General features: G+C 61.7%; 14 protein-coding genes and 3 pseudogenes. 6 read left to right on the top strand and 11 right to left on the bottom strand.

Annotated features, from left to right (window positions below):
- The first annotated feature begins 518 nt into the window (after window positions 1–518).
- Window positions 519–1508, top strand: coding sequence for an SDR family oxidoreductase (locus A3OK_RS0103685; RefSeq protein ID WP_019903579.1), 990 nt, complete (start codon window positions 519–521; stop codon window positions 1506–1508).
- Between the two features lie 197 nt (window positions 1509–1705).
- On the opposite strand, the gene A3OK_RS0103680 is transcribed toward A3OK_RS0103685, so the two are convergent.
- The 4 genes from A3OK_RS0103680 to A3OK_RS23470 all read right to left on the bottom strand — a co-directional run bounded on the left by A3OK_RS0103680 (window position 1706) and on the right by A3OK_RS23470 (window position 4069).
- Window positions 1706–2392, bottom strand: a complete 687-nt coding sequence (locus tag A3OK_RS0103680; RefSeq protein ID WP_019903578.1) for a type 1 glutamine amidotransferase domain-containing protein — start codon at window positions 2390–2392, stop codon at window positions 1706–1708.
- A gap of 119 nt (window positions 2393–2511) precedes the next feature.
- Window positions 2512–3273 carry a TetR/AcrR family transcriptional regulator gene (locus A3OK_RS0103675; protein WP_245259302.1) on the bottom strand — a complete coding sequence of 254 codons (762 nt, stop codon included), beginning with the start codon at window positions 3271–3273 and terminating at the stop codon, window positions 2512–2514.
- Window positions 3274–3291: 18 nt separating this feature from the next.
- Window positions 3292–3654 carry a DUF4440 domain-containing protein gene (locus A3OK_RS0103670; protein WP_019903576.1) on the bottom strand — a complete coding sequence of 121 codons (363 nt, stop codon included), beginning with the start codon at window positions 3652–3654 and terminating at the stop codon, window positions 3292–3294.
- A gap of 205 nt (window positions 3655–3859) precedes the next feature.
- A complete protein-coding gene (locus A3OK_RS23470) occupies window positions 3860–4069 on the bottom strand; it encodes a hypothetical protein (RefSeq protein WP_081631151.1) in 210 nt (69 codons plus the stop codon).
- A gap of 436 nt (window positions 4070–4505) precedes the next feature.
- On the opposite strand from A3OK_RS23470, the gene A3OK_RS23245 reads away from it, so the two are divergent.
- The 3 genes and pseudogenes from A3OK_RS23245 (at window position 4506) to A3OK_RS23465 (ending at window position 10229) form a co-directional block, all read left to right on the top strand.
- Window positions 4506–8294: a PAS domain S-box protein gene (locus tag A3OK_RS23245; protein WP_196805420.1), complete on the top strand. Its 3789-nt coding sequence runs from the start codon at window positions 4506–4508 to the stop codon at window positions 8292–8294.
- A gap of 77 nt (window positions 8295–8371) precedes the next feature.
- Window positions 8372–9181: pseudogene (locus A3OK_RS0103655) on the top strand (IS5 family transposase).
- Window positions 9182–9273: 92 nt separating this feature from the next.
- Window positions 9274–10229 (top strand): IS630 family transposase gene (locus tag A3OK_RS23465; RefSeq protein ID WP_155911912.1). Its coding sequence is split into 2 segments (ribosomal slippage): window positions 9274–9625 and window positions 9625–10229, totalling 957 coding nucleotides; the frame shifts between segments, so codons are not numbered across the junction.
- 357 nt (window positions 10230–10586) lie between these two features.
- Here A3OK_RS23465 and A3OK_RS0103635 read toward each other — a convergent pair.
- Complete coding sequence (locus tag A3OK_RS0103635) at window positions 10587–10778, bottom strand: hypothetical protein (RefSeq protein ID WP_019903572.1); 192 nt, start codon at window positions 10776–10778, stop codon at window positions 10587–10589.
- 504 nt (window positions 10779–11282) lie between these two features.
- Between A3OK_RS0103635 and A3OK_RS0103630 the strand changes: the two genes are divergently transcribed.
- Window positions 11283–13940, top strand: coding sequence for an EAL domain-containing protein (locus A3OK_RS0103630; RefSeq protein WP_280791127.1), 2658 nt, complete (start codon window positions 11283–11285; stop codon window positions 13938–13940).
- Window positions 13941–13992: 52 nt separating this feature from the next.
- On the opposite strand, the pseudogene A3OK_RS23460 reads toward A3OK_RS0103630, so the two are convergent.
- The 6 genes and pseudogenes from A3OK_RS23460 to A3OK_RS0103595 form a co-directional block, all read right to left on the bottom strand.
- Window positions 13993–14494: pseudogene (locus A3OK_RS23460) on the bottom strand (integrase core domain-containing protein); the annotation flags it as partial.
- 32 nt (window positions 14495–14526) lie between these two features.
- Window positions 14527–15033: pseudogene (locus A3OK_RS23455) on the bottom strand (site-specific DNA-methyltransferase); the annotation flags it as partial.
- Window positions 15034–15598: 565 nt separating this feature from the next.
- A complete protein-coding gene (locus A3OK_RS23450) occupies window positions 15599–16168 on the bottom strand; it encodes a GIY-YIG nuclease family protein (protein WP_081631150.1) in 570 nt (189 codons plus the stop codon).
- 376 nt (window positions 16169–16544) lie between these two features.
- On the bottom strand, window positions 16545–17312 hold the full coding sequence (locus A3OK_RS0103605; RefSeq protein WP_019903567.1) for an alpha/beta hydrolase: 768 nt from the start codon (window positions 17310–17312) through the stop codon (window positions 16545–16547).
- A 353-nt stretch (window positions 17313–17665) separates the two neighbouring features.
- Window positions 17666–18010: a hypothetical protein gene (locus tag A3OK_RS22300; protein WP_019903566.1), complete on the bottom strand. Its 345-nt coding sequence runs from the start codon at window positions 18008–18010 to the stop codon at window positions 17666–17668.
- Window positions 18011–18432: 422 nt separating this feature from the next.
- Window positions 18433–19221, bottom strand: a complete 789-nt coding sequence (locus A3OK_RS0103595; RefSeq protein ID WP_019903565.1) for a hypothetical protein — start codon at window positions 19219–19221, stop codon at window positions 18433–18435.
- Window positions 19222–19501: 280 nt separating this feature from the next.
- Between A3OK_RS0103595 and A3OK_RS0103590 the strand changes: the two genes are divergently transcribed.
- Entirely contained in the window at window positions 19502–20758 is a 1257-nt protein-coding gene (locus A3OK_RS0103590) for a cupin domain-containing protein (RefSeq protein WP_026596897.1), read from the top strand.
- Window positions 20759–20976: the final 218 nt, after the last annotated feature.

The raw sequence follows: 20976 nt of genomic DNA, 5'->3' as shown, positions 1-20976 counted from the left end.
ACGTCCGTCATCGAGCAAAGCAACGACGCAAGGGCGAAAACCGTTCCGGATCGGTCTCAGGTCAGTCAGGTCTCGACATTCAGGACAGATGCGCACAGCCGCTCGTGAAGTCAGGATACCTCGGAGCGGGCGGCGGAATAATCGACATCGTCGGGTCGGAAACGAGCCCGAGACCTTGGTTCGGAAGCATCCGAAGGCCGAGGATGAGCCTCGATCTCCGATACCTTGTCACCGTGCCGGCGGATGGCAAAACCGGCCTCATGGACCGCTTCGTTTACGACCGCCTTCCAGCCGCAAGCGAGACGCTGAGCGGAACAAGCGTCGATGCGTTCGCGGATGGCGTCGCGCCCCCTGAACGCCTGCCAGCGCCGGGTCGCCAAATCGATAGAGACAGGTCGAACTCCAGTAGCGGAGTGCATGACGTCCAGAGTCCAGTTCGGCCCTGCTACCTTACGGCACATCCAGCCGCTGGACGCTGACGCGTTCTTCCTCCGGGCATCAGAACTGGAAAACCAACGATGGCACGAGTCGCAGTCGTGACGGGAGGAAGCGCCGGCATCGGGTTGGCCACCGCCGAGGCGCTGGCCCGGAAAGGCTGGTCCGTCGCCATCTTGGCCCGTGATCCCGAACGCCTGGACGAAGCGGTCACGTTTCTGCGCCGCTTCGGTGGCGCCGTGCTGTCGATCTCGGCTGACGTGGCGGATGCCGCTGCCGTCGATGCTGCGGCCGACCGGATCGAACGGGATCTGGGACCGATCGCGGCCTGGGTGAATAATGCCATGTCGACCGTGGTGGCTCCCGCGGATCGGATCAGCGCCGCGGAATACGCCCGCGTCACCGCCACGACTTATCTCAGCCAGGTCCACGGCACCCTCGCCGCCTTGCGCCACATGAAACCACGCGGTCGCGGCACCATCATCCAGGTCTCGTCGGGCCTCGCCATCCGGGCGGCGCCACTCCAGGCCGCCTATTGCGGTGCCAAATTTGCGGTGACCGGCTTCACCGATGCCTTGCGCTCCGAACTGATCGCCGACCGTATCGATGTATCCCTGTCGGTCATCTACCTCCCTGCGGTGAACACGCCGCAATTCGGATGGTCGCGCAATCATACCGGGCGCCAACAGGTGGCCCCTGATCCCGTCTTCGATCCTCGGCTTTGTGCCGATGCCATCGTTCATGCGATCGAACATCCGTCCCGCGAAGTCTGGGTCGGACGAAGCACGCTGATGATGGCTCTCGGCCAAGCCGTGGCGCCAAGCTATGCCGATCGGAAGGCGAGTGACATGCGGGATGTGCAGCTTGGCGGGTCCATTCCCGAACGGTCGGGCAACCTGGATGAGCCGGTTGCCGGTCCCGCTGCCATCGACGGTCGATGGACCGATCGCGTGTTGCCGACGCGAACCGAATTCTTCACCAGCCGCCAGCGCGACGCGTTCCTGATGGCGGCGGCCGGTGGGCTGATTGCCCTGTCTACGCTGCTGCCGCGATTGGGACGGTTCCGGCGATGAGATGCGGCGGCTTCGCTTTCGCCGTCCCGTGATCGAATCCCACTCGTCGCCTGCCGTCGAGAGGCCTTTACTCGGCGGATGCGCCCGACGGCCGGCACTGCGATCTTCATGAGATCATGGATGGTATCCGCGAAGATTCGAAGGTGGGAGCGCGGCTCCACCTCCGGATCGACGCTGGACTGAAGATGAGACGCGGATCAGGCGCGCTTCTTTAGACGGTCGAGGAGGGCCTGAGCCGCCGGGCCCGAGGATGCTGGGTTCTGCCCGGTGATCAGGAGACCGTCTTCCACCACATAGGGTTGCCAGTCGGCGATCTTGCTGAAGTGACCGCCGAGACGCGTCAGCTCGTCCTCGACCAGGAACGGCACGATGGTTGTGAGCTGCACGGCGTCTTCCTCCGAATTCGTGAAGCCCGTCACCTTCCTATCGCGGACGAGAGGGGCGCCGTCTTCGGTCGTGACATGTCGCAGCACGCCTGGGGCGTGACAGACGAGCGCGATCGGCTTGCCGGCCCTGACCGTCGTTTCAATCAGCCGACGGGAGTTCGGATCCTCGGCAAGATCCCACAAGGGGCCATGACCACCGGGATAGAACACCGCATCGAACCCGTCCTGCGAGACCCCGTCGAGACGCACGGTGCTGGCGAGGGCTGCCTTCGCATCCGCATCAGCTTCGAAGCGTCGTGTGGCGTCGGTCTGGAATCCAGGCTCGTTGCTCTTCGGGTCGAGCGGCGGCTCGCCTCCCTTGGGTGAGGCCAGCACGAGGTCGGCACCCGCGTCCCGGAACACGTAGTAGGGCGCGGCCAACTCCTCCAGCCAGAATCCGGTCTTGCGGCCGGTGCTGCCGAGCTCGTCGTGCGAGGTGAGGACGATCAGGATGTTCATGTCGGGTACTTTTCCATTGTGCGGTCGTGAGTGACAACGACTGGATTGACCGCTTACAGTAGACCAGTCGTCTATAAATTCGCCACGGCGTGGTTCGGGCCTTGCTGTCGGAACCAACTTCAGTGTGCGGGAACGCTCAGAATGCGCCGCGTGGTCGCTGTTGCAGTGTCGAATGGTGCCGGCGTGCGAAGGATCTTCGCCATCAGGCTCGCGCCCATCCAGAGGTGATAGAGCGTCTCGGCTGTCGCGTGCGGTTTGTCTTCAATCACGACTGACCCCTCGGCGACGCCAGCCTCGATGGCATGCGACAACCGTTCGATGATGCCGGTCGTCCCAGTCTTGAGCGCGAGGCGCATGGCCTCAGACAGATCGGAGACTTCCGCTGCGAGCTTGATTGCAAGGCACTTGCCTTGGCAGTCGAGGTTACCCTGGCTCTCCTGCCACCGGCGCCAGTAGTTCATCAGTCGCTCGGCATGGCTGAGGCCGGGCTCTCCAAGGGTCGCATCGAGATCCATGAGATAGTCTTGAAAGTAGCCCGCCAGCAGCGCTTCGCCGAACGCCTCCTTCGAACCGAAGTAGTGGTAGAACGAGCCCTTCGGCACCCTGGCGGAGACGAGGATCTCGTTGAGCCCGACGGCCGAGAAGCCCTTCGCCGCCATGATGCGCTGGGCAGCGGCGAGGATGTTCTGCCGGACGTCGATGGTATCGCGGGCAACGCTCATGACGGCAACATAACCAAAATTAGACCGGTCGTCTAGTGAGTGTAGAGAAAAGCGGTTTCGTGGTTGTTCGAGGCCACCAACCGCTATCGCCGATCGTGGTGGGGCCGGAAAAGCAACCGATCGGGTGACGAGCGCCGGGCCGCAGATGCAGCCCGGCAAACCGGTTTCCGAGAACGTTCAGTTCCAGGTGTGAAGCAAGGTGCGCCAATCATCGCCCTGGCGTTCCAGGACGTTGACCCAGTTGCCGCCGTAGCTCTGCGTGTCTCCACTTTCACCCGGACCGTTCAACTGCCAGCGTCCCGTCAGGATGAGGGTCTCACCCTTCTGAGTGGTGTCCTCGACCGTAATCTTATGGTCCTTGAACCCCTTGGACTGCAGATCGGCGAAGAAGGCGGCGATGCCCTCCGGGCCCTGCACGGACGTGCCGCCGGCGGGGATCACCTTGCCGTCGCGGCTATAGAGTCTTCCCAACGCGGCGGTGTCGCCCCTGTTGAAGGTTTGGTCCCAGATATCGGCGATAGCTTGGCCTTGTAAGCTCATTGGATGTCCTTGCATGGCGACGCGCAAGCGTCGCGTCTGTGATGACCGATCCCGAAGGGTCTCGCAGGACATCAACGAAAGCGGTCGCGTCCGCGTTGCCCAAGAGTGTCCGATGGTGCCCGAGAGGACGTGTGCATCCGCACCCCCTCCCGATCGAAGCCATCGGAAAGCCGGCGCAGCGGCACCGCCGGCCCCTCTGCCACGTTCAGAGCTTCTGGTGACCGATGGCCCGGACATAGGCCGCGAGCGCATCGATCCAAGAGCCGTGGAACGCGATGAAGGTGCCGCCCCGATAGGCTCTCCGGAACAGATCGGAGAGGTCGATCTCCACATCGTTCGGTGCCCAATGCGCCGGGAATGCCGCTACGGAACCCTGCTTCCCGGTGCGGACCCTGGTGCGCGGAGGTCTGCTCATCGGTGGAGACGCGAGCGTCAAAAACGGTCTGAAAGGGCTGGCTTCATGTCCACAAGGGCCGTGTTCACAAGGCGAAGGCAACCCTAGCGGACAGATTTTTGGACAGTTTCTGGAAGTCCTCTGGGGTGTGCCCTAACGGACGAATGAACTCATGCGTTGTGCGCATGAACTATAGATTCCGCAGTTTCATGCACCGCATCTGATGGTCAGGCCACATCCACACTGAGAGCGGGTCTGTTTCCTTCTTGCAACACTTAAGGGTTGGCTGATGAACCCGGCAAAAGTGATTGGCTTTCGCCCACAACAGACGATTCAGTCAGTGAAAACACTCGAACCTCCAGGCTGACATAATCAGACTGCGAACGAACGGGTGCCCACTGGCTCGTAAGCGGACGGCCCTATGTCAACCCAATTGCATCCGGGGCCATCCGGTGTCGTGTTCCCGAAGCCGCGACCGGCGACAGACGCCCTCCAGATCCTCGTGTTCGCGGCAGGATTGCTGACGATCGCCGTTGTTTGGATCGGCCTGTCCTTGCACCTGAGTCTGCGCGAACAGACGGTTCAGGAGCAGGCGGCACGGGACGTCGTGAACCTTTCGATCGCCGTCGAGCAGCACGTCGAGCGCCTCGTCGTCGGAATTGATCAGGTCATGCGCTTCATCGCAGAGGATCACTTTCGCGACCCGGAGACCTTCAACTTTCACGCCTGGCTCCAGCGCGCGACCTCGCTGGAGCACGTCGTGCATCAGATCTCGCTGTTCGACGAGCATGGAGACCTGATCTCCTCGCGCACGCCACCGCCGCCCGAGCTGCCACGCATCAACGTCCGCGACCGAGTGTACTTCCAGGCACTTTCTGCGAACCCCGATGAAGGCCTCTACATCGACCGGACGATGAAGGGTCGGTTCACCGGCGCCGATCTCATCCAGACGGCGCGGCGCCTCAACCATCCGGACGGACGCTTTGCGGGCGTCATCGTCACTTCGATCGATCCTGCTTACCTTGCCGGCCAATTCAAAGCCTTCGACCTTGGGGCCAAGGGCAGCATTGCGTTGATCGGCAAGGACGGATTCATACGGGCTCGCTCGCCGCAGGTCGTCGGCATGTACGAGATGAATACCCGTACCCTCGGCCTGCCCAGCGACCTCTTCCAGCAGAGCACCTCGGGCTCGTTCCAGATGAAGAGCCCCTACGACCAAGTTACCCGCATCTACGGCTATCGCTCCGTCGGGTCGCTGCCGCTCATTGTCAACGTCGGTCAGTCCCTCGACGAGGTCATGGCGCCGCTTGCCGACGAGCGCCTGCGCGCGCGGATCGCAGGCGCCATCGTGACGGTCCTGCTTTTGGCCTTCCTCCTCATCCTCCTGCGGGGTCTGGAGCGCGGCGGCCAGCAGCGGGCGGCCCTGACGCTGGCCAACGTGACCTTGGCCGAGAAAGAAGCCGTCGCTCGCCAGGCTGTGAGCCAGACGCATGAGGCCAACCGCCTGCTCAGCCTCGCCGCCCAGATCGCGCATATCGGGCACTGGCGCATCAGCGTGCCCGGACGCGTCCTGTACTGGTCGGACGAAGTGTTCCGGATACATGGCCGCTCGCCCGAGGGTGGGCCGCCCTCCCTCGACACAGCGATTGCGGTCTATCATCCCGACGATCGGGACGAGGTCGCGCGCTGCGTCGCGGACGCGATGGAGACCGGGCAGAGCTTCTCCTTCTCGGCCCGCATCATTACCGGCGACGGAGACCTACGCGAGGTCGTGAGTCGGGGGCTGTGCGAACAGGATGCCGTCGGCGCCACCACGGCGGTGTTCGGCACCGTCATGGACGTCACCGACCTGCGCCAAACGGAACGGGCCGTGGTCGAGAGCGAGGCGCGCTACCGGCTGCTTGCCGACCACACCAGCGATATGATCGTCCAGGTCGACCTCGACACCACCCGCCGCTACGTCTCACCGGCCTGCAAAGACATCCTCGGCTACGAGCCCGAGGAGTTGATCGGGACGAAGCCCATCGACATGGTCCATCATGACGACCGGGATGGGGTGGCCGCCCTCCTCGCGGAACTCACGGACGGACGGCGCAGCCAGGCGCTGATGCGCCAGCGCTACCGGCGCAAGGACGGCGCCTATGTCTGGGTCGAAGTCAGCTACCAGATGATTCACGACAGCATGGGTCAGCCCGTCGGCTGCGTCGCTTCAACCCGAAACATCACGCCGCGCGTCGAGGCCGAGCAGCGCATTCGGGAAAGCGAGCACCGCTTCCGCCTGCTGGCCGAGAACACCAGCGAACTGATCATGCTTGGCCACGATGACGGCCGGCGCTCCTACATCTCACCCGCCTCTGAGCGCCTCTTGGGCTACACACCCAAAGAGCTCGGCGCGATGCGGCTTCGCGATTATGTCCACCCGGACGACTTGGAGTCCCTGTTCACCGCAACTCGCCCCCTTGCTGACAGCCAGGCAGAGGCCACGTGCGAATACCGGTCGCTGCACAAGACTCGGGGTTGGATCTGGGTCGAGGGGGTGTTCCGTCGCATCCCGGACGCCCAACCGAACGAAGCGACGATCGTCGCAACATTCCGCGACGTGTCAGAACGCCGGGTGCAAAGAGAGGCCCTGGCGGACGCTAAGGTCGCCGCCGAACGTGCGAGCGCGGCCAAGACCGAGTTCCTGGCTTCGATGAGCCACGAGATCCGCACGCCTCTCAACGCCATCATCGGCTTCACCGACCTGCTGGTCACCTCCGGCCGCCTGCCGCAGGACCTGCAACGCCCGGCCGAGTTGGTGCGCACTTCAAGCGCGTCCCTGCTGACGATCGTCAACGACATCCTCGACTTCTCCAAGGTCGAGGCCGGCGCCATCGAGCTCGACCGGCAAGCCTTCGATCCTCGTGCCCTGATCTACAACAGCCTTTCGATCGTTCGCGGCACGGCGGACCAGAAGGGCTTGGAAGTCCGGGCCGTGATCGACCCGTTAATGCCCAAAGCATTGGTGGGCGACGAGTCACGCCTACGGCAGGTGTTGCTCAACCTCCTAAACAACGCCATCAAGTTCACTCATCGGGGCTCCATCACCTTGAACGTGCAGCACGGGGGCACCACCGATGCCGGCGAGCGCCTACGTTTCAGCGTATCCGATACCGGCATCGGCATCGCGCGCGACCAGCAGGAACGCTTGTTCAAGCGCTTCTCACAGGTCGATGGTTCGATCGAGCGTGATTTCGGCGGTACCGGCCTAGGTCTGGCCATCTGCAAGCAACTTGTCGACCTGATGGGCGGCGAGATCGGCGTCCTCTCCGAGGCCGGCATCGGCGCGACGTTCTGGTTCTCGGTCCTGCTGCCGCGCGGCACGGTGGCGCGCACCATTGCCCTAGCCACGGATGCACCGGCAGCACGGCGCTCTGGCCACCTGCTCCTTGTCGAAGACAACGTGATCAACCAGGAACTCGCGCGCGCCGTCCTGGAGGTCGGGGGCCACACTGTCGACGTGGTCGCCGACGGCGAGGCCGCGATTCTGGCGGTGGAGCAGAGCCGCTACGACATCGTCCTGATGGACGTGCAGATGGCCGGCATGAACGGCATGACTGCGACGCGGCGCATCCGAACCCTCGGCACCGCCGCCTCGACGATGCCGATCATCGCCATGACCGCCAACGTCCTGGCCGACCAGATCCAGACCTTCCGCGCGGCTGGGATGGACGACCATATCGGCAAGCCGTTCAAGCGGGCGGAACTCTACCGGCTGATCGACAAGTGGCTGGCATGGGGAGTTGGAACATCACGATCCGATACGGCCGATGCGAGTAACCATTCCGGTCTCCTGGATCAGCGGATCTACGACGAGACGGCATCCGTCATTAGCTCTGAGCGGTTGGCCGGTCTGCTAGAGGCCCTTGGAGACGAGCTCGCCGGGAGCTTCCTCGGGAGCAGCGCCTCGATCGAGGACCGCGAACAGCTTCGCTTCGAGGCTCATACCCTTATGACTTCCGCCGGAATGCTTGGTTTTTCGGCTCTATCCAACGCCTGCCGGGACCTGGAGAGCGTCAACGAGCAGCGCGTGGCCAACGAGGGAGAGAGGGTGTTCCAGCACCGGCTGGAGCAGGCGCGCTCGCTTTGTCGCGAATCCCTGACTTTGTCGCTCACCCTCCTTCAAAAAGAGAAGCACAAATCAGATATGTCGCAACAACCATCTGAAACTCACATGAATTACGAATTTGTGGCTTCCATTCATTGACCGCCCGCAATTGGTATTGGTGTGCCGACCTAGAGGCTATTATAGACCTGAGCGTTCTGGAATCCAGATGAGGAGGCATGACCTCTTCGCGCCAAGCCTACCCGTCCGACGTTTCCGATGATGAATGGGCGCTGGTCGCGCCGTACCTGACGCTGCTGCGCGAGGATGCGGGGCAGTGCGAGCATTCGCTTCGCGAGGCGTTCAACGGACTGCGCTACGTGGTGAAGACGGGGGCACCCTGGCGGTGGATGCCCCACGACCTCCCGCCCTGGGAAGCCGTCTACCAGCAGGCGCAGCGCTGGCTGGCTGCAGGCTGCTTCGAGCAACTCGCCGACGATCTGCGGGCGCTGCTGCGCCTGGCTTCCGGGCGTTCGCTTCAGCCGAGCACGGCCATCCTCGACAGCCGAACCTTGCGTTCGACGCCCGAGAGCGGCGAGTGGGCCGGCTACGATGGAGCCAAGCGCAAGAAGGGCTCGAAGGTCCATCTGGCCGTCGACACCCTCGGCCATCTTCTGGCCCTGCACATCACCCCCGCCGATGCCGACGACCGGGCCCAGGTCGGGCATCTGGCGCAAGCCGTGCAGGCCGCCACCGGGGACAGCGTCGATCTGGCTTAAGTCGACCAGGGCTACATCGGGGAAAAGCCGGCCAAGGCCGCTCGCGAACACGGCATCGAACTGGAAGTCGTCAAACTCCCGGAGGCCAAGCGCGGCTTCGTCCTGCTGCCGCGCCGCTGGGTCGTGGAGCGTTCCTTCGCCTGGGCGACGCGCTTCCGCCGCCTCGTCAAGAATGACGAGCGCTATCCCAGCACACTCGCCGATCTCCACATCGTCGCCTTCGTCTCCCTCATGCTCAAACAGGCCGCTCAACTGGCACCCGGTTCGTAACAGCCTCTAGAGCCGTTCCCTTCTGGATTGAGTCGGGGGTAGCGGTGACGGGCGCATTCTGATTCGATGGTTTGCTTTCGAAGGAGAGCACCATGCCGTCAGCTCTGTCAGTGGATCTGCGCGAGCGTGTCATCGAAGCGGTTGAAGCGGGATCGTCGCGGCGGCAGGCGGCCGAGCGCTTCGGTGTCGGGAAGGCCAGCGCGATCCGTTGGCACGCGCGCTTCCGCGACGAGGGCGAGATCGCGCCCAAGCCCGCGGGCGGCGACGGGTCCCCGCCTGCCATCGAAGCCCATGCCGAGACGATCCTGGAGATCTGCCGCGCGCATCCGCAGATCTTCCTCCGGGAGTTGCGCGACACGCTGGCCGAGCGGGGTGTCCGAACCAGCACGAGCGGGTTGTGGCGGTTCTTCGGTCGCCACGGCATCACCCGTAAAAAGGGGCTCTTCACGCAGACGAGCAACAGCGCGAGAACGTGAGGGCGGCCCGGACCGCGTGGCTCGACGGCCAGCTCGATCTCGATCCGGACAGCCTCGTCTTCATCGACGAGACGGCAGCCGCCACCAACATGGTGAGGCCCTATGGCCGATCCCTACGGGGCGAGCGCTGCCGCATCTCCGCTCCGCACGGGCACTACAAGACCATCACCGTCACCGCCGCCCTACGCACGAGCGGCCTCGTCGCCACCACCTTGTTCGACGGAGCGACGAGCGGCGAGCGCTTCCTGACTTACGTCTCCGACACGCTGGTCCCCGTGCTGAAGCGTGGCGACACGGTCATCCTCGACAACCTGAGCGTCCACAAGGTGGCTGGGGTGAGGGAGACCATCGAGGCGGCGGGTGCCCGCCTCCTCTATCTCCCGGCCTACAGCCCGGACTTCAATCCGATTGAGCAAGCCTTTGCCAAGCTGAAAGCGCTCCTGCGAACGGCCGCCGCGCGCACAGTCCCAGACCTACGGCGCGCGATCCGAAACGCCTTCAAAGCCTTCCATCCTCGCGAATGCCGAAACTACGTCGCTGCCGCCGGATACGATGCCTTCGACCCAACATGAATGGGAACGGCTCTAGGGACGAGACTACAGAGGGCAAAGTATGGTGGGGCACGCGACCAGTCCAAACCATTCTCTGGCGCCGTTTCCCTGCTAACAGGGAAAACAACAGGGAAAACGGGGTGATGCAGCTCCTAATCTCGGTTTTGACCAGCAATACCGCAGCGAATGCAATGACTTAAATGGCAATTCCGTGTGCTGCGGAACAGGGAGTTGGTCCCAGTTGAACAGGGATGCGTTTCGTCGAAACAGGCAATCCGATCGGCCCGAACAAGGATCGGCACGGGGGCAAACGGAAAAAAGCCGGAGAGCTGTGAGGCTCCCCGGCTGCATGCAGTTTTGCGGATCGGGACAGGACGCTCAGGTACCTACGGGCTCCGACGAGACGTCGCTTGGGCTGACGAACCGAACCTCGATGCTGGGCGGATACTTTGGTTGATCGTCCAGGACGTCCAGCCATTCCTCATGGGACATGCCGTCGGGCTCCGTCTTCGGGTCCAGAGCCTTGATGGTATCGAAGAGAAGCTTGGCGGCCTTCATGTCGCCCTGCATGGCCTTCCGGGTGAGTGCCGGGCAAGCGCCTCGATCTGGGTTGTCCGGAGCGTGCGGCCATCCTTGGTGACTGCAATCTGCTATCGTACTTCCTGGGTGAGCGCGTCCAGAAGATCGCGTCGGCCGAGTAGCGCAGAGCCGCCTCGGGGCCGGCCGCGGGGATTGCCAAACTGGTCCTTCCGGAAGCAATGGTCGGCTGAATGTCAACGTGTACGAGAGCTGAAATACGAGTTCCAAAAAAACAGCCGTCCGTTGTACAACTCTGACTCTCATCAACTTTTCCGAAAGAAGATTCAGATTTGTTAAACTCCCTGACGGCAACGTAAGGGACATAAAGACACAAGGTATTCGTTAATGTATCGCGCCCTTGTCTGCCTAACTGAGCAGCATGACGGCTGGGTCTTGCCGCTTGCCGCTATGGTATGCTGGGTGTCAAGTCACACCGCCCTTCGCCTTTCCCGCCAATCGTTTAAAAGCCAGGAGCTGGAACCTTGGGCGTGGCTGTTGGCAGCGAGCTTTTCTGCCGGAGCCGGAGTATGGAGCACGCACTTCATCGGCATGCTCGGTTATGACCCTGGAGTCGTCGTCGGTTACGATACCCGCCTTACGTTGTTGTCTTTGATAGCAGCGATACTGGCGTCAGTGATCGCACTGAGCTTCGCACGTTGGGCTGTCAATTCAACCATGGCAGCAGTCGCCGGGATTATTCTTGGGCTGGGCGTAGCAACCATGCATTATGTCGGCATGGCGAGCATTCAGTTTCCTGGGGCGTTTGCCTGGGACCGAAGTCTTGTGGTCGCCTCGGTAATGATAGGTTGTCTTCTTTCCGCCGCCGCTTTCGTAGCCTTCAGACATCGGGAATTGAAGTACCCTAACGCTGTGGCCGCAACGCTTCTGACTGCCGCGATTGCGGGGCTACATTTTACCGCGATGGGCGCGATTGTGATCACCCCTGATGGGGAAAGACCCAATTTGGAAACGGGCTTGCCCCGCCTCGCACTCGCCACCGGCATTGCCGCGCTCATGCTAATGATCCTAGGCTTTGCCGTGCTCGCACTATTTGCCGACCGGATGCGCCGAGCCAATCGGGCATTGCGTACCAGCGAGGCCGCCTATCGGCTGCTCGCAGAGAACACGACCGACGTGATCATCCGGTCTGATCTAGACACAACTCGCCGATATGTGTCGCCTGCCTCCTTTCAAGTTTTCGGTGTTAGTCCTGACGAACTGATTGGAACTCAGCCTCTCGACACCGTCCACCCCGATGATCGTCCAGCCTATCAGCGGGTGCTTACCGACCTGATCCAGGGTCGGATCGACGGTGCGATAACGAGGCAGCGTTATCGTCACAAGGACGGGCGCTGGGTGTGGATCGAAGCGTCCTTTAAGGTCACCCGATCAGGAGATAATGCCGATCCGACCGGCTATGTAGCCTCACTGCGAGATGTCAGCGACCGAATGTTGGCAGAAACGGCTTTGCGGATCAGTGAAGAACGCCTAGCGCTGGCGCTCGATAGTGGTAGCGACGGTCTCTGGGATTGGGACTTCACAACGGGAAAGGTTTGGTTCTCAGATCGTTGGCAGACCATGCTCGGCTACGATCCGGGAGAGATCGAGGGCCATGCGCGCTCTTGGATGCAACTCACCCACCCTGATGACGTGGAAAAGTCTCGCAGGTCACTGAGAGATCATATCGAAAGTAGAAGCGCGGTCTACGAATGCGAGCAACGCATGCGCACCAAGAGCGGTGCCTACACCTGGTTTTTGTCACGCGGCAAGATTGTTACGCGCAATCCAGCAGGGGAGCCGCAGCGAATCGTTGGCATACATATCGATATCGCAGCGCGCAAGCGGGCCGAACTGCAGATCGAGTATTTGGCATTGCACGATGCGCTTACCGGATTGCCCAACCGCACCTTGTTTCGCGATCGCCTTGACCGCGAAATGGTGAGCGCCGAACGACGCGGGCATGTCTTCGCGGTGCTGGCCTGCGATCTCGATCGATTCAAGTCGGTGAACGATAGTATGGGTCATCCGGCAGGTGACAGCCTCCTCCGAAAGGTTGCCGAGAGACTACAGGCGGCCATCCGCGAGGGAGATACTGTTGCTAGACTTGGCGGCGACGAGTTCGCGATCGTACTGAGAGGCCTCGACCGCCCGCAAAATGCCAGTACCACGGCGCAGCACGTGATAGATGCGGTGAAGCTGCCCTTCGATCTCGATGGCCGCACAGTCAGCGTCGGTATCAGCATTGGCATTGCGGTCGGACCACAAGACGGCGGCGATCCAGAGCAGTTACTCAAGAATGCTGACATCGCGCTTTACCGCGCGAAGGCCGCCGGGCGAAGCACATACCGCTACTACGAACCTGAGATGGACGTGGCGATGGCAGCGCGCAATGCCCTCGAAATGGATGTGCGCGAAGCCGTTCGATTGGGTGAGTTTGAGTTGTTTTATCAGCCGACTTTGAACCTTGAAACCAATGCGACCAGCGGCTTTGAAGCGCTTATGCGCTGGCGGACGCCCGATCGAGGCTTCGTGCCGCCTGCCGAATTTATTCCGTTGGCTGAAGAGATTGGCTTGATCGTACAGCTAGGTGCCTGGGCGCTGAAAGAAGCTTGTCATGAAGCTGCGAAATGGCCGGGCGACCTTATGGTCGCTGTGAACGTCTCCGCTTTGCAATTCGCCGAGCCGGGTTTGGAACATGCCGTTGTGGCGGCGCTATCGGCATCCGGTCTCCCGCCGCATCGTCTCGAACTAGAGATCACCGAGAGTGTGCTGATGGGTGACGCAGAGAGCGCGATCAGTTGCCTGCATCGGCTACATGGGCTTGGAGTGCATATAGCCCTCGACGATTTCGGCACCGGCTTCTCGTCGTTAAACTACCTTCGGCGTTTCCCATTCGACAAGATCAAAATCGACCGATCGTTCATCAGTGAAATCGGCGATCCCGATACGGCTGCAATCGTACGCGCCATCGTAGGTCTGGCTGAACGGCTTGGCGCGAGCATCACCGCGGAGGGTATCGAGGACGAGATACAGCTTGCCCATGTTCGTCGGGAAGGCTGTACACATGCTCAGGGCTACCTGATGAGCAAACCACTTTCAGCGTCAGATGCTCTCCAGTTCGCCTACGTCTCGAGAAAGCAGGCAGCAGCATGAGACATGGCCTGTTCCCCATGAGCCGCCCCAATTCGGTGGCCCAGCTTCGACGTTAGTGCATCGCCGGTAGGATGGATTCGACTCTGTTTATGGTCCACGTCCTATGAAAGTTTCGGGCTATGACAGCTTGGTCGGCGAATGCTCGGGGCTTTAAGCCACCCAGGGCCGTGTGGGGTCTATCTCCGTTGTAGCGGGACTTCCATTCCTCGATGCGCTCGCGGGCTTCGGCCGGCGACTGGAACCACGAGGCGTTCACGCATTCCGCGCACCAGTGGCCGTTGAACGATACGACATAGGCTTTGTCGGTCGGCTTTCCTGGCCGGGAGCGCCGAAGGCGGGCGCAGGGCGATCAATTCGATCTCGACCCCGTTCAGGTAAGCCTGCTGGTCGAGCATGCGGCCGGCGAACTCCGGTCCACTATCCACCCGTAGGCTTTTTGCTCAACCTTGCAGCCGAACCAAGGCGTTGAGCGTCTCGGTCACTTGGAAAGCACGGAAGTTGGCTCTCGGTGTGAGCGAGAGCGCCTCTTGCGTGTGGCAATCAACGACGGTCAGGTTGGTCATCGTGGTGTTCGCAGCGTCAGCCATCACGCAGCCTCCTCGATCAGTGCAAGGGCGGTACGGGCCGATCGAACCCCGTCCCAGGTCTCGTCGGTACCGTCGAGGATGGCGTCACGGCCCGTGAACGCCTGCTAGCGCCGAACGGCGACATCGACATAGACCGGGTCGAGCTCCAGCACCCGAGCCGCCCTCCCCGTCTTCTCCGCCGCCAGGAGGGTCGTGCCGCTGCCCGAGAACGGATCGAGGATGATTGCGCCACGACGCGTGACGTCCTTGATCGCATCGACGACCAGGGCCACCGGCTTCACCGTCGGATGCAGCGCCAGATCGCCTGCGCCCTTGAAGGTATTGACCCCCTAATAGGTCCACACGTTCGAGCGGTTGCGCCCGTGCCGGCCGAGCTCGACGTTGTTGGTGTGGCTGGCCGTGCCGACCTTGTAGAGCGCGATTAGCTCGTGCTGCGAGCGGTACAAGGACCCCTGCCTCGGGTTGGTCTTGCTCCACACGATGAGGTTCTTCTGCTCTCCGTAGAGCGGGCGGGTCTTTGAATGGGTGCGGGCGTTGCGCGGGTTGGCTCCGAGAGAGGTCGGAGCCTGTTCGAGTATGGTCAGTCCCGCCACCTGAAAGGCAGGCTTGTTCGTCGTCATGATGGGAATTTCCTTGGAAAAGCGAGCACGACGACGAGCCCGCGTACCGAAAGGCAGCAGGGTAAAGGTCGGCGCGGCGGTTAGGTGGTTGGAGAGAAGGGCCGTTCAGGCCCGGAGACAGAAACGCCCCGGGGCAGGTGCCGCGGGGCGACGGGACATGCAATCGGGCCGCGGGCTGTTCGGGCGCGCTGTTAGACAAGTTTGACGATTGCGGAAAGGTCCAGGCCGGTCCACTGCGGGCATAATACTCAAGATCTAATGAAAATGCATTGTTAAACCATCGTGTTTCAAGATGGTTTTACCAGCTTTTCGACCACAAAGTAAAGTAAAAATGGGTGAAATAAAATTCAAGCACACGTTCGAAAGCTGTCATTGGAATCAAAAAACTGATTTATCTCAATTTCTAGGTGCGTTCGTAAAAGTAAAATAGTGTTTGGTCTTGGTATTGCAATTATCGATAGAAGTTATGAGCCATTGCATGTGGCATAATTTGGGCAGAAGCGGCAGACAGGGAAACTTCTTTACCCTCGAATATCACCGTGCGGCGTCCTGCAATCCGGGCAACTGCCCCGTACCGCACACAAGTTATTTCATCGCCTACTGGGATGCCCATCCGCAGGAAATCAGCGCGTGGGCGCCTTGAGCGCCGCTGGATGATCTCGTTTGGGATCAGCCCAGGATTGTCATCCACCTCTACAGTAACGTCCTCAGCACCCGCTTCGGTGCCAAGCAGGTGCAATATGGCTTCGACTTGGTAAGGCTCGATTTCGAAGAACTCCCTGTCCTCGCGTCGCCTGTAAGGCTTGAAGACTTCATGAAGGGCTCGCTCGACCGTAGAGCCATTAGGCACGCGATAGGCGACTTCAATCTCAAAGGGCTCAGGGACGCCCGTTGTATGAAGCTCTGCAGCGCGTGCTTGAGCGGTTCGTGAGGTCCAGCCAATCTTTACGAGGCCGGGCATTGAGGGGGTCGTAAGTACGTAGACGATGCTCGTCTCGAAGGTGATAGTGTCTCGTGTCATGTGCAAGCTTTAGTTCAGGCCAATATTCGGGCGAGCGTGGATGCGATCTGGGAGCCGCGCCACACTAATTTCCCTTGTGTGATCGGGATTTCACGGCGGATTAGTCCCCGAGCAACCGCTCGGCTCGACATAACTGATGCCAGGAGGCCCTAGATCACCGGAGCTAGATCGCAAACTGCCCGCCTGCCTTGATGCCCCTCACCGCTGCACTGGCCGGTCGTGCAAGGTGCCTGGCACCAGCGATGCCGCTCCGATTTCCTCCGAGCCGGCGAGTGGTCGGGGTCCACATGCCACTTCCAGGTCAGGCTTCAGCACCCGTCTGGAAATACCGCCATCCCGGCCGCTCAACCCTTGCCGGACATTATCGGACAGGCTCTCAAGCTCTTCCCGTGGCTTCCACGATTAAATCGGCGATACGGACGGGCTGCGATATCAGGGCGAGGTGACTGGCCTTCACTTCGATGGTCTTTGCGCCCATACGCTTGGCCATGTATCGCTCCAAGTCTGGATTGATCGTCCGGTCCTCTGTCGAGACGGCGTAGTAGCTGGGCTTCGTCCGCCAAGCCGCGACGGTCGTCCTGCCGGTCAGCAGGGCCTTCTGGAAAGGCTGCTGGACGGCATAGAGAACCCTTGCCCGGGCTTCCGGCAGGTCGCCGGCGAAGTCGCGCAGGAAGGCTTCCTCGCCGAGTCGTCCCTCGTCGCCATCGAAGACGATGCCGGCACTAGCTGGGGACGTTGGATAGGTTTTGGCCAACGCGGCGTAGTCCTCTCCGGCGTCGGGTGCCCGCGCGGCGACGTAGACCAAGGCGGAGACTTTCGGATCGACGCCGAGCTCGGTGACGATCATTCCAGAAAACGAGTGGCCGACTAGTACGGTTGGGCCGTCCTGCCGTGCGAGGACGCGTTTCGCCGACGCAACGGCGTCCTCCAAGGTCGTGAGAGGGTTCTGGACCGCCGTGGCGTTAAGACCTGCGGCCTGTAGGCGTGCGATGACCTCGGCCCAGCACGACCCGTCGGCGAATAGCCCGTGCACCAGCAGCACGTTCTTGGCGACCGGACGCTCCTGCGCGCGAGCGGCGCCGGGGGCAGCGGATGTCACAGCCGCTGCGGCGAGCAGGGTCGAGAACTTACGACGGTCGATCATGGCATAGCCTCCAGAGTTACGGTGAGGGACGGCGACCGGACGCACAGTGAGGCCGGTCAAAGCCACCGCATTGCGGCGCAGGGTATGAGTCACGCCGGAGCCGTGCCAGCAACTTCGAAGCCGAACGGTCTGGCAGCAGGTCGATGGGACGTCGACGTTCTAGATTGAACAGGATGGGTCCACTGCGCTGAACGCCCGAACCAGTCGCGTCGCCGGTATGTACGCGAGAAATTGCGGGCTGACGCCTAACTTTAACCCTACTAGTTCAACAGCGGTAAGATGCAGACCTCGCCAACAATGTTCGTAGAGCACAGAGCTTGGATAAGATCGGTGCTCCACGATTGGGCAACAGGTCAATTCGGGATCAGCTCTCGGGCAGGACCGCCGGTCTCCTGGCCCCTACCGCGCTCGTCGGAGGGCAGAGCAGGGTCCCTCGCGTTGCCGCCGTCTTCGTCGCCTGCGTAGAGAGGAAGATCCGAGGTCGTTGCCGGAATCCGGGCGGCGGCGCGCATGTTCGCCCAGCGAAGCGACGGGCCATTCTGGTGAGCGCCGTCGGCGGGAGCCATGTCCTGCCGCGAAGACTGGTCCGGGCTTTCGACGTTGGCACCCCAGACATGGATGGTCCGGGCCCCGTCTGCGAAGGCGGGAGAAGCCATGCCGAAGACGAGTGCGAGAGTGGTGAGTAATTTCTTGGTCATGATAATCTCCTGTTCGCAGGATGGAGACGAAACTGCGTTTCTGCGATGAACATGAAATATCAACCCGCGACAAATACTGGAATACACACCTTATGGCGCGGCGATCATCCAATGATATCGATTTTCATACCTAAGTTTAGGATGACGAATGATAGCGCTCGCCGAAATTTCCGCCACGAATTGCATTCTTTGGCGGATGCGACTCGCAGCGCGTCAGGCTTCCGTTATGCCCAAGAGTCGCCGAAGGTCGGGGGTGACGGCAGATGCGAGGCAAACGCGAGTGCGATGGTGGCAGACGAGCCGGTCATATCGTGCGGTGATCGCCCTGAACGGCTCGAGACGGAAGACCATCCACGCGATGGCGGTGCGACCGCGAGCAAAGACCGGCGACAAGGGGGGGCTTTCAGCGGACGTCGATCCGGTCACCGGCGGGTGGCAGTCTCCATCCATCCCACGATGTCTGCGACTAGATCGGATTCCATTCCGAGGTATCCATGCGGCGAGAGGGAGCCGCACGGTCTAGCGCATGAAGCGCCGCCCCTGACATGGAGCACCGTCACCGCCGGCGAAGCAGAGAGAGCGGAAGCGATCAGGTCAGCGTCCGCAGGGGGGCTCACCGCGCAGGCATCGCGTTCATTGGCAACGATCAACGCGGGGACATGCACGCGGTCAGGCGAGGCATCGAACACGGTCTCTCCGGATTTACCCATGCGGGATACGGACTCCGTCATTATGACGCCGGCGATCTGATCCGGACCCAGGCGGCTCGCGCCGTTCATCGCGGCAATGGAACCCTGGCTGGTCCCGAGGAGAAAGACCGGGCCCGGGGATTGCGCGTGAGCCAGCCTCACCAGATCCGCTACAAACAACCCGTAGGAAAGGGTGCTTCGAGCACCACGAAGCGACGCGTGGGACATCGTGTCGGGGATCAGAACGACGTATCCCCGTGCCAGCCATAAGGCCCGCGTCCGAACGACGAAGTTGTTGCCGTGCCTCAGGCCGCCGTCGCGCGCGATGCCAACGTCGCCGTCGCCGCCGGGTAGCATGACGATTGCGCCGCGCGGCTTATCGGGCGTGTCCACGAGCACGCGGAATACGAACCCATGGGACGGCCTGATCGTCGCGATCTGCTCGTCCGCAACCGCATGTCGAGGGGCGAGGGGCAACGCCGCGATCAGGGCGGCAATGGCCCAATGGTAAGAGCGCTTCATGCGCCGGGCTCCTGAAGACGAGCCGGCGCGCGAATCGCCCCGGACGCACTCAGACATCGAGCGCGCATCGCAAAGTGCCTACTATACGAAGGTATATAATAAATACCTGCGTATGAATTCAAAGCCACCGACAACCAGATTAGCATTGCATCGCTGATCATTCCGATGGCTGCAATTCAACATTGAGCATCGGCCAAGCAAGAATTCCTCATGGCGCGTTGCGGAACCAGACAATTCGCTCAGAGGTTTCGCGGTTTGTTGAGATGAAGGGGGACTGACAATGGACGACATCACGAGGCGACTTGTTCTGCTCGCGAGTACAGTCTCCGGTATGGCGGCCGCCATGTCCGCGAGCTCGGCCGCCACGTTCGGAAATCCGGACGAACCTCCCCAGGGCGCGATCAACACGCAGGACAATCCGCGCGGCCTGACGATCCCCGGCCCGCAGAACCCAATACTGTCAGGACAATTCCCGACCTCCGTCTCACCACCCGCAACCGATGTCGGGGCTCTCCCCCAGTTCTGGGCCTCGTTCAACAACGCCCAGCGGCGCATCCATAATGGTGGCTGGGCCCGGCAGGTCACGCAGGAAAGCTTCCCGATCTCGACGACCATCGCCGGCGTCGACATGCGTCTGGCCGCAGGCGGCATCCGGGAGATGCATTGGCACCAGGCAGCCGAGTGGGCGTTCATGACCTATGGCAACTGCCGCATCACGGTGCTCGATCCCCAAGGCAGAGCCTACGTGGCCGACGTCAAGGAGGGAGACCTTTGGTACTTCCCGGCCGGCTATCCGCATTCGCTCCAAGGATTGGAGCCGGATGGGGCACAGTTCGTCCTCTGCTTCGACGAGGGGCACCAGTCCGAGTACGATACGCTTCTCCTGAACGAGTGGATGGCGCACACGCCTCCCGAAATTCTATCGCTCAACTTCGGCGTGCCGGCAGAGGCGTTCAAGAATATTCCCCTGAACGATACCTACATCTTCCAAAGCCAGCTCCCAGGCTCGCTCGCAGCCGACCAGGCTGCGGTTGCGAGCCCGGCGGGTCCGCCGCCCAACCCCTTCGTCTTCTCGTTGACGCGTGGGCCGATCACGAAGGAAACCAAAGGCGGCAAAGTTCAAATCGCCGACAGCCATAATTTCAAGGTGTCGACGACCGTAGCCGCCGCACTCGTGACCGTGAAGCCGGGTGGAATGCGCGAGATGCACTGGCATCCGAACGCGGACGAGTGGCAGTATTATATCAAGGGCACCGGTCAGATGACGGTGTTCCAGACGGGACCGAAGGCGGTCACCACGAACTTCAATCCCGGTGACATCGGCTACATCAAGCGGAATCTGGGTCATTACATTAAGAACGTCGGCGCGGACGATCTGGTGTTCCTGGAGGTGTTCAGGACCGCCGAATACCAAGACTTCTCCCTGTCCGACTGGATCACTCACACGCCTCCGCAAATGGTCTCGGCCCATCTCAACCTGCCCGCGGACATGATCGCGAGGTTTCCGCAGACCAATGCCGGGGTCATGCCCCTCTGAAGGTCGCGCTTTGTCTGGATGTGATGGGCGCGAAGTCCGGTGATCCGTCCCAAACTTCGCGATCCGGCCGACGTCGATGCGGCCGGATCGATGGGGGCATTCGTCACGCCCGTTCCGGATGCCACCCACCTCCCGTTCCAACGCGGAACACGCCCGTGCCTAGGCTGAGGAACCGATGACCCCAATCATACCTGACGCACAGGGTCAGCCAAGCGCAG

The organism is Methylobacterium sp. 77 (assembly GCF_000372825.1).
Lineage (GTDB): Bacteria > Pseudomonadota > Alphaproteobacteria > Rhizobiales > Beijerinckiaceae > Methylobacterium.
The sequence above is the reverse complement of the archived record's forward strand: the minus strand, read 5'-3'. Positions and strand labels throughout refer to the sequence as shown.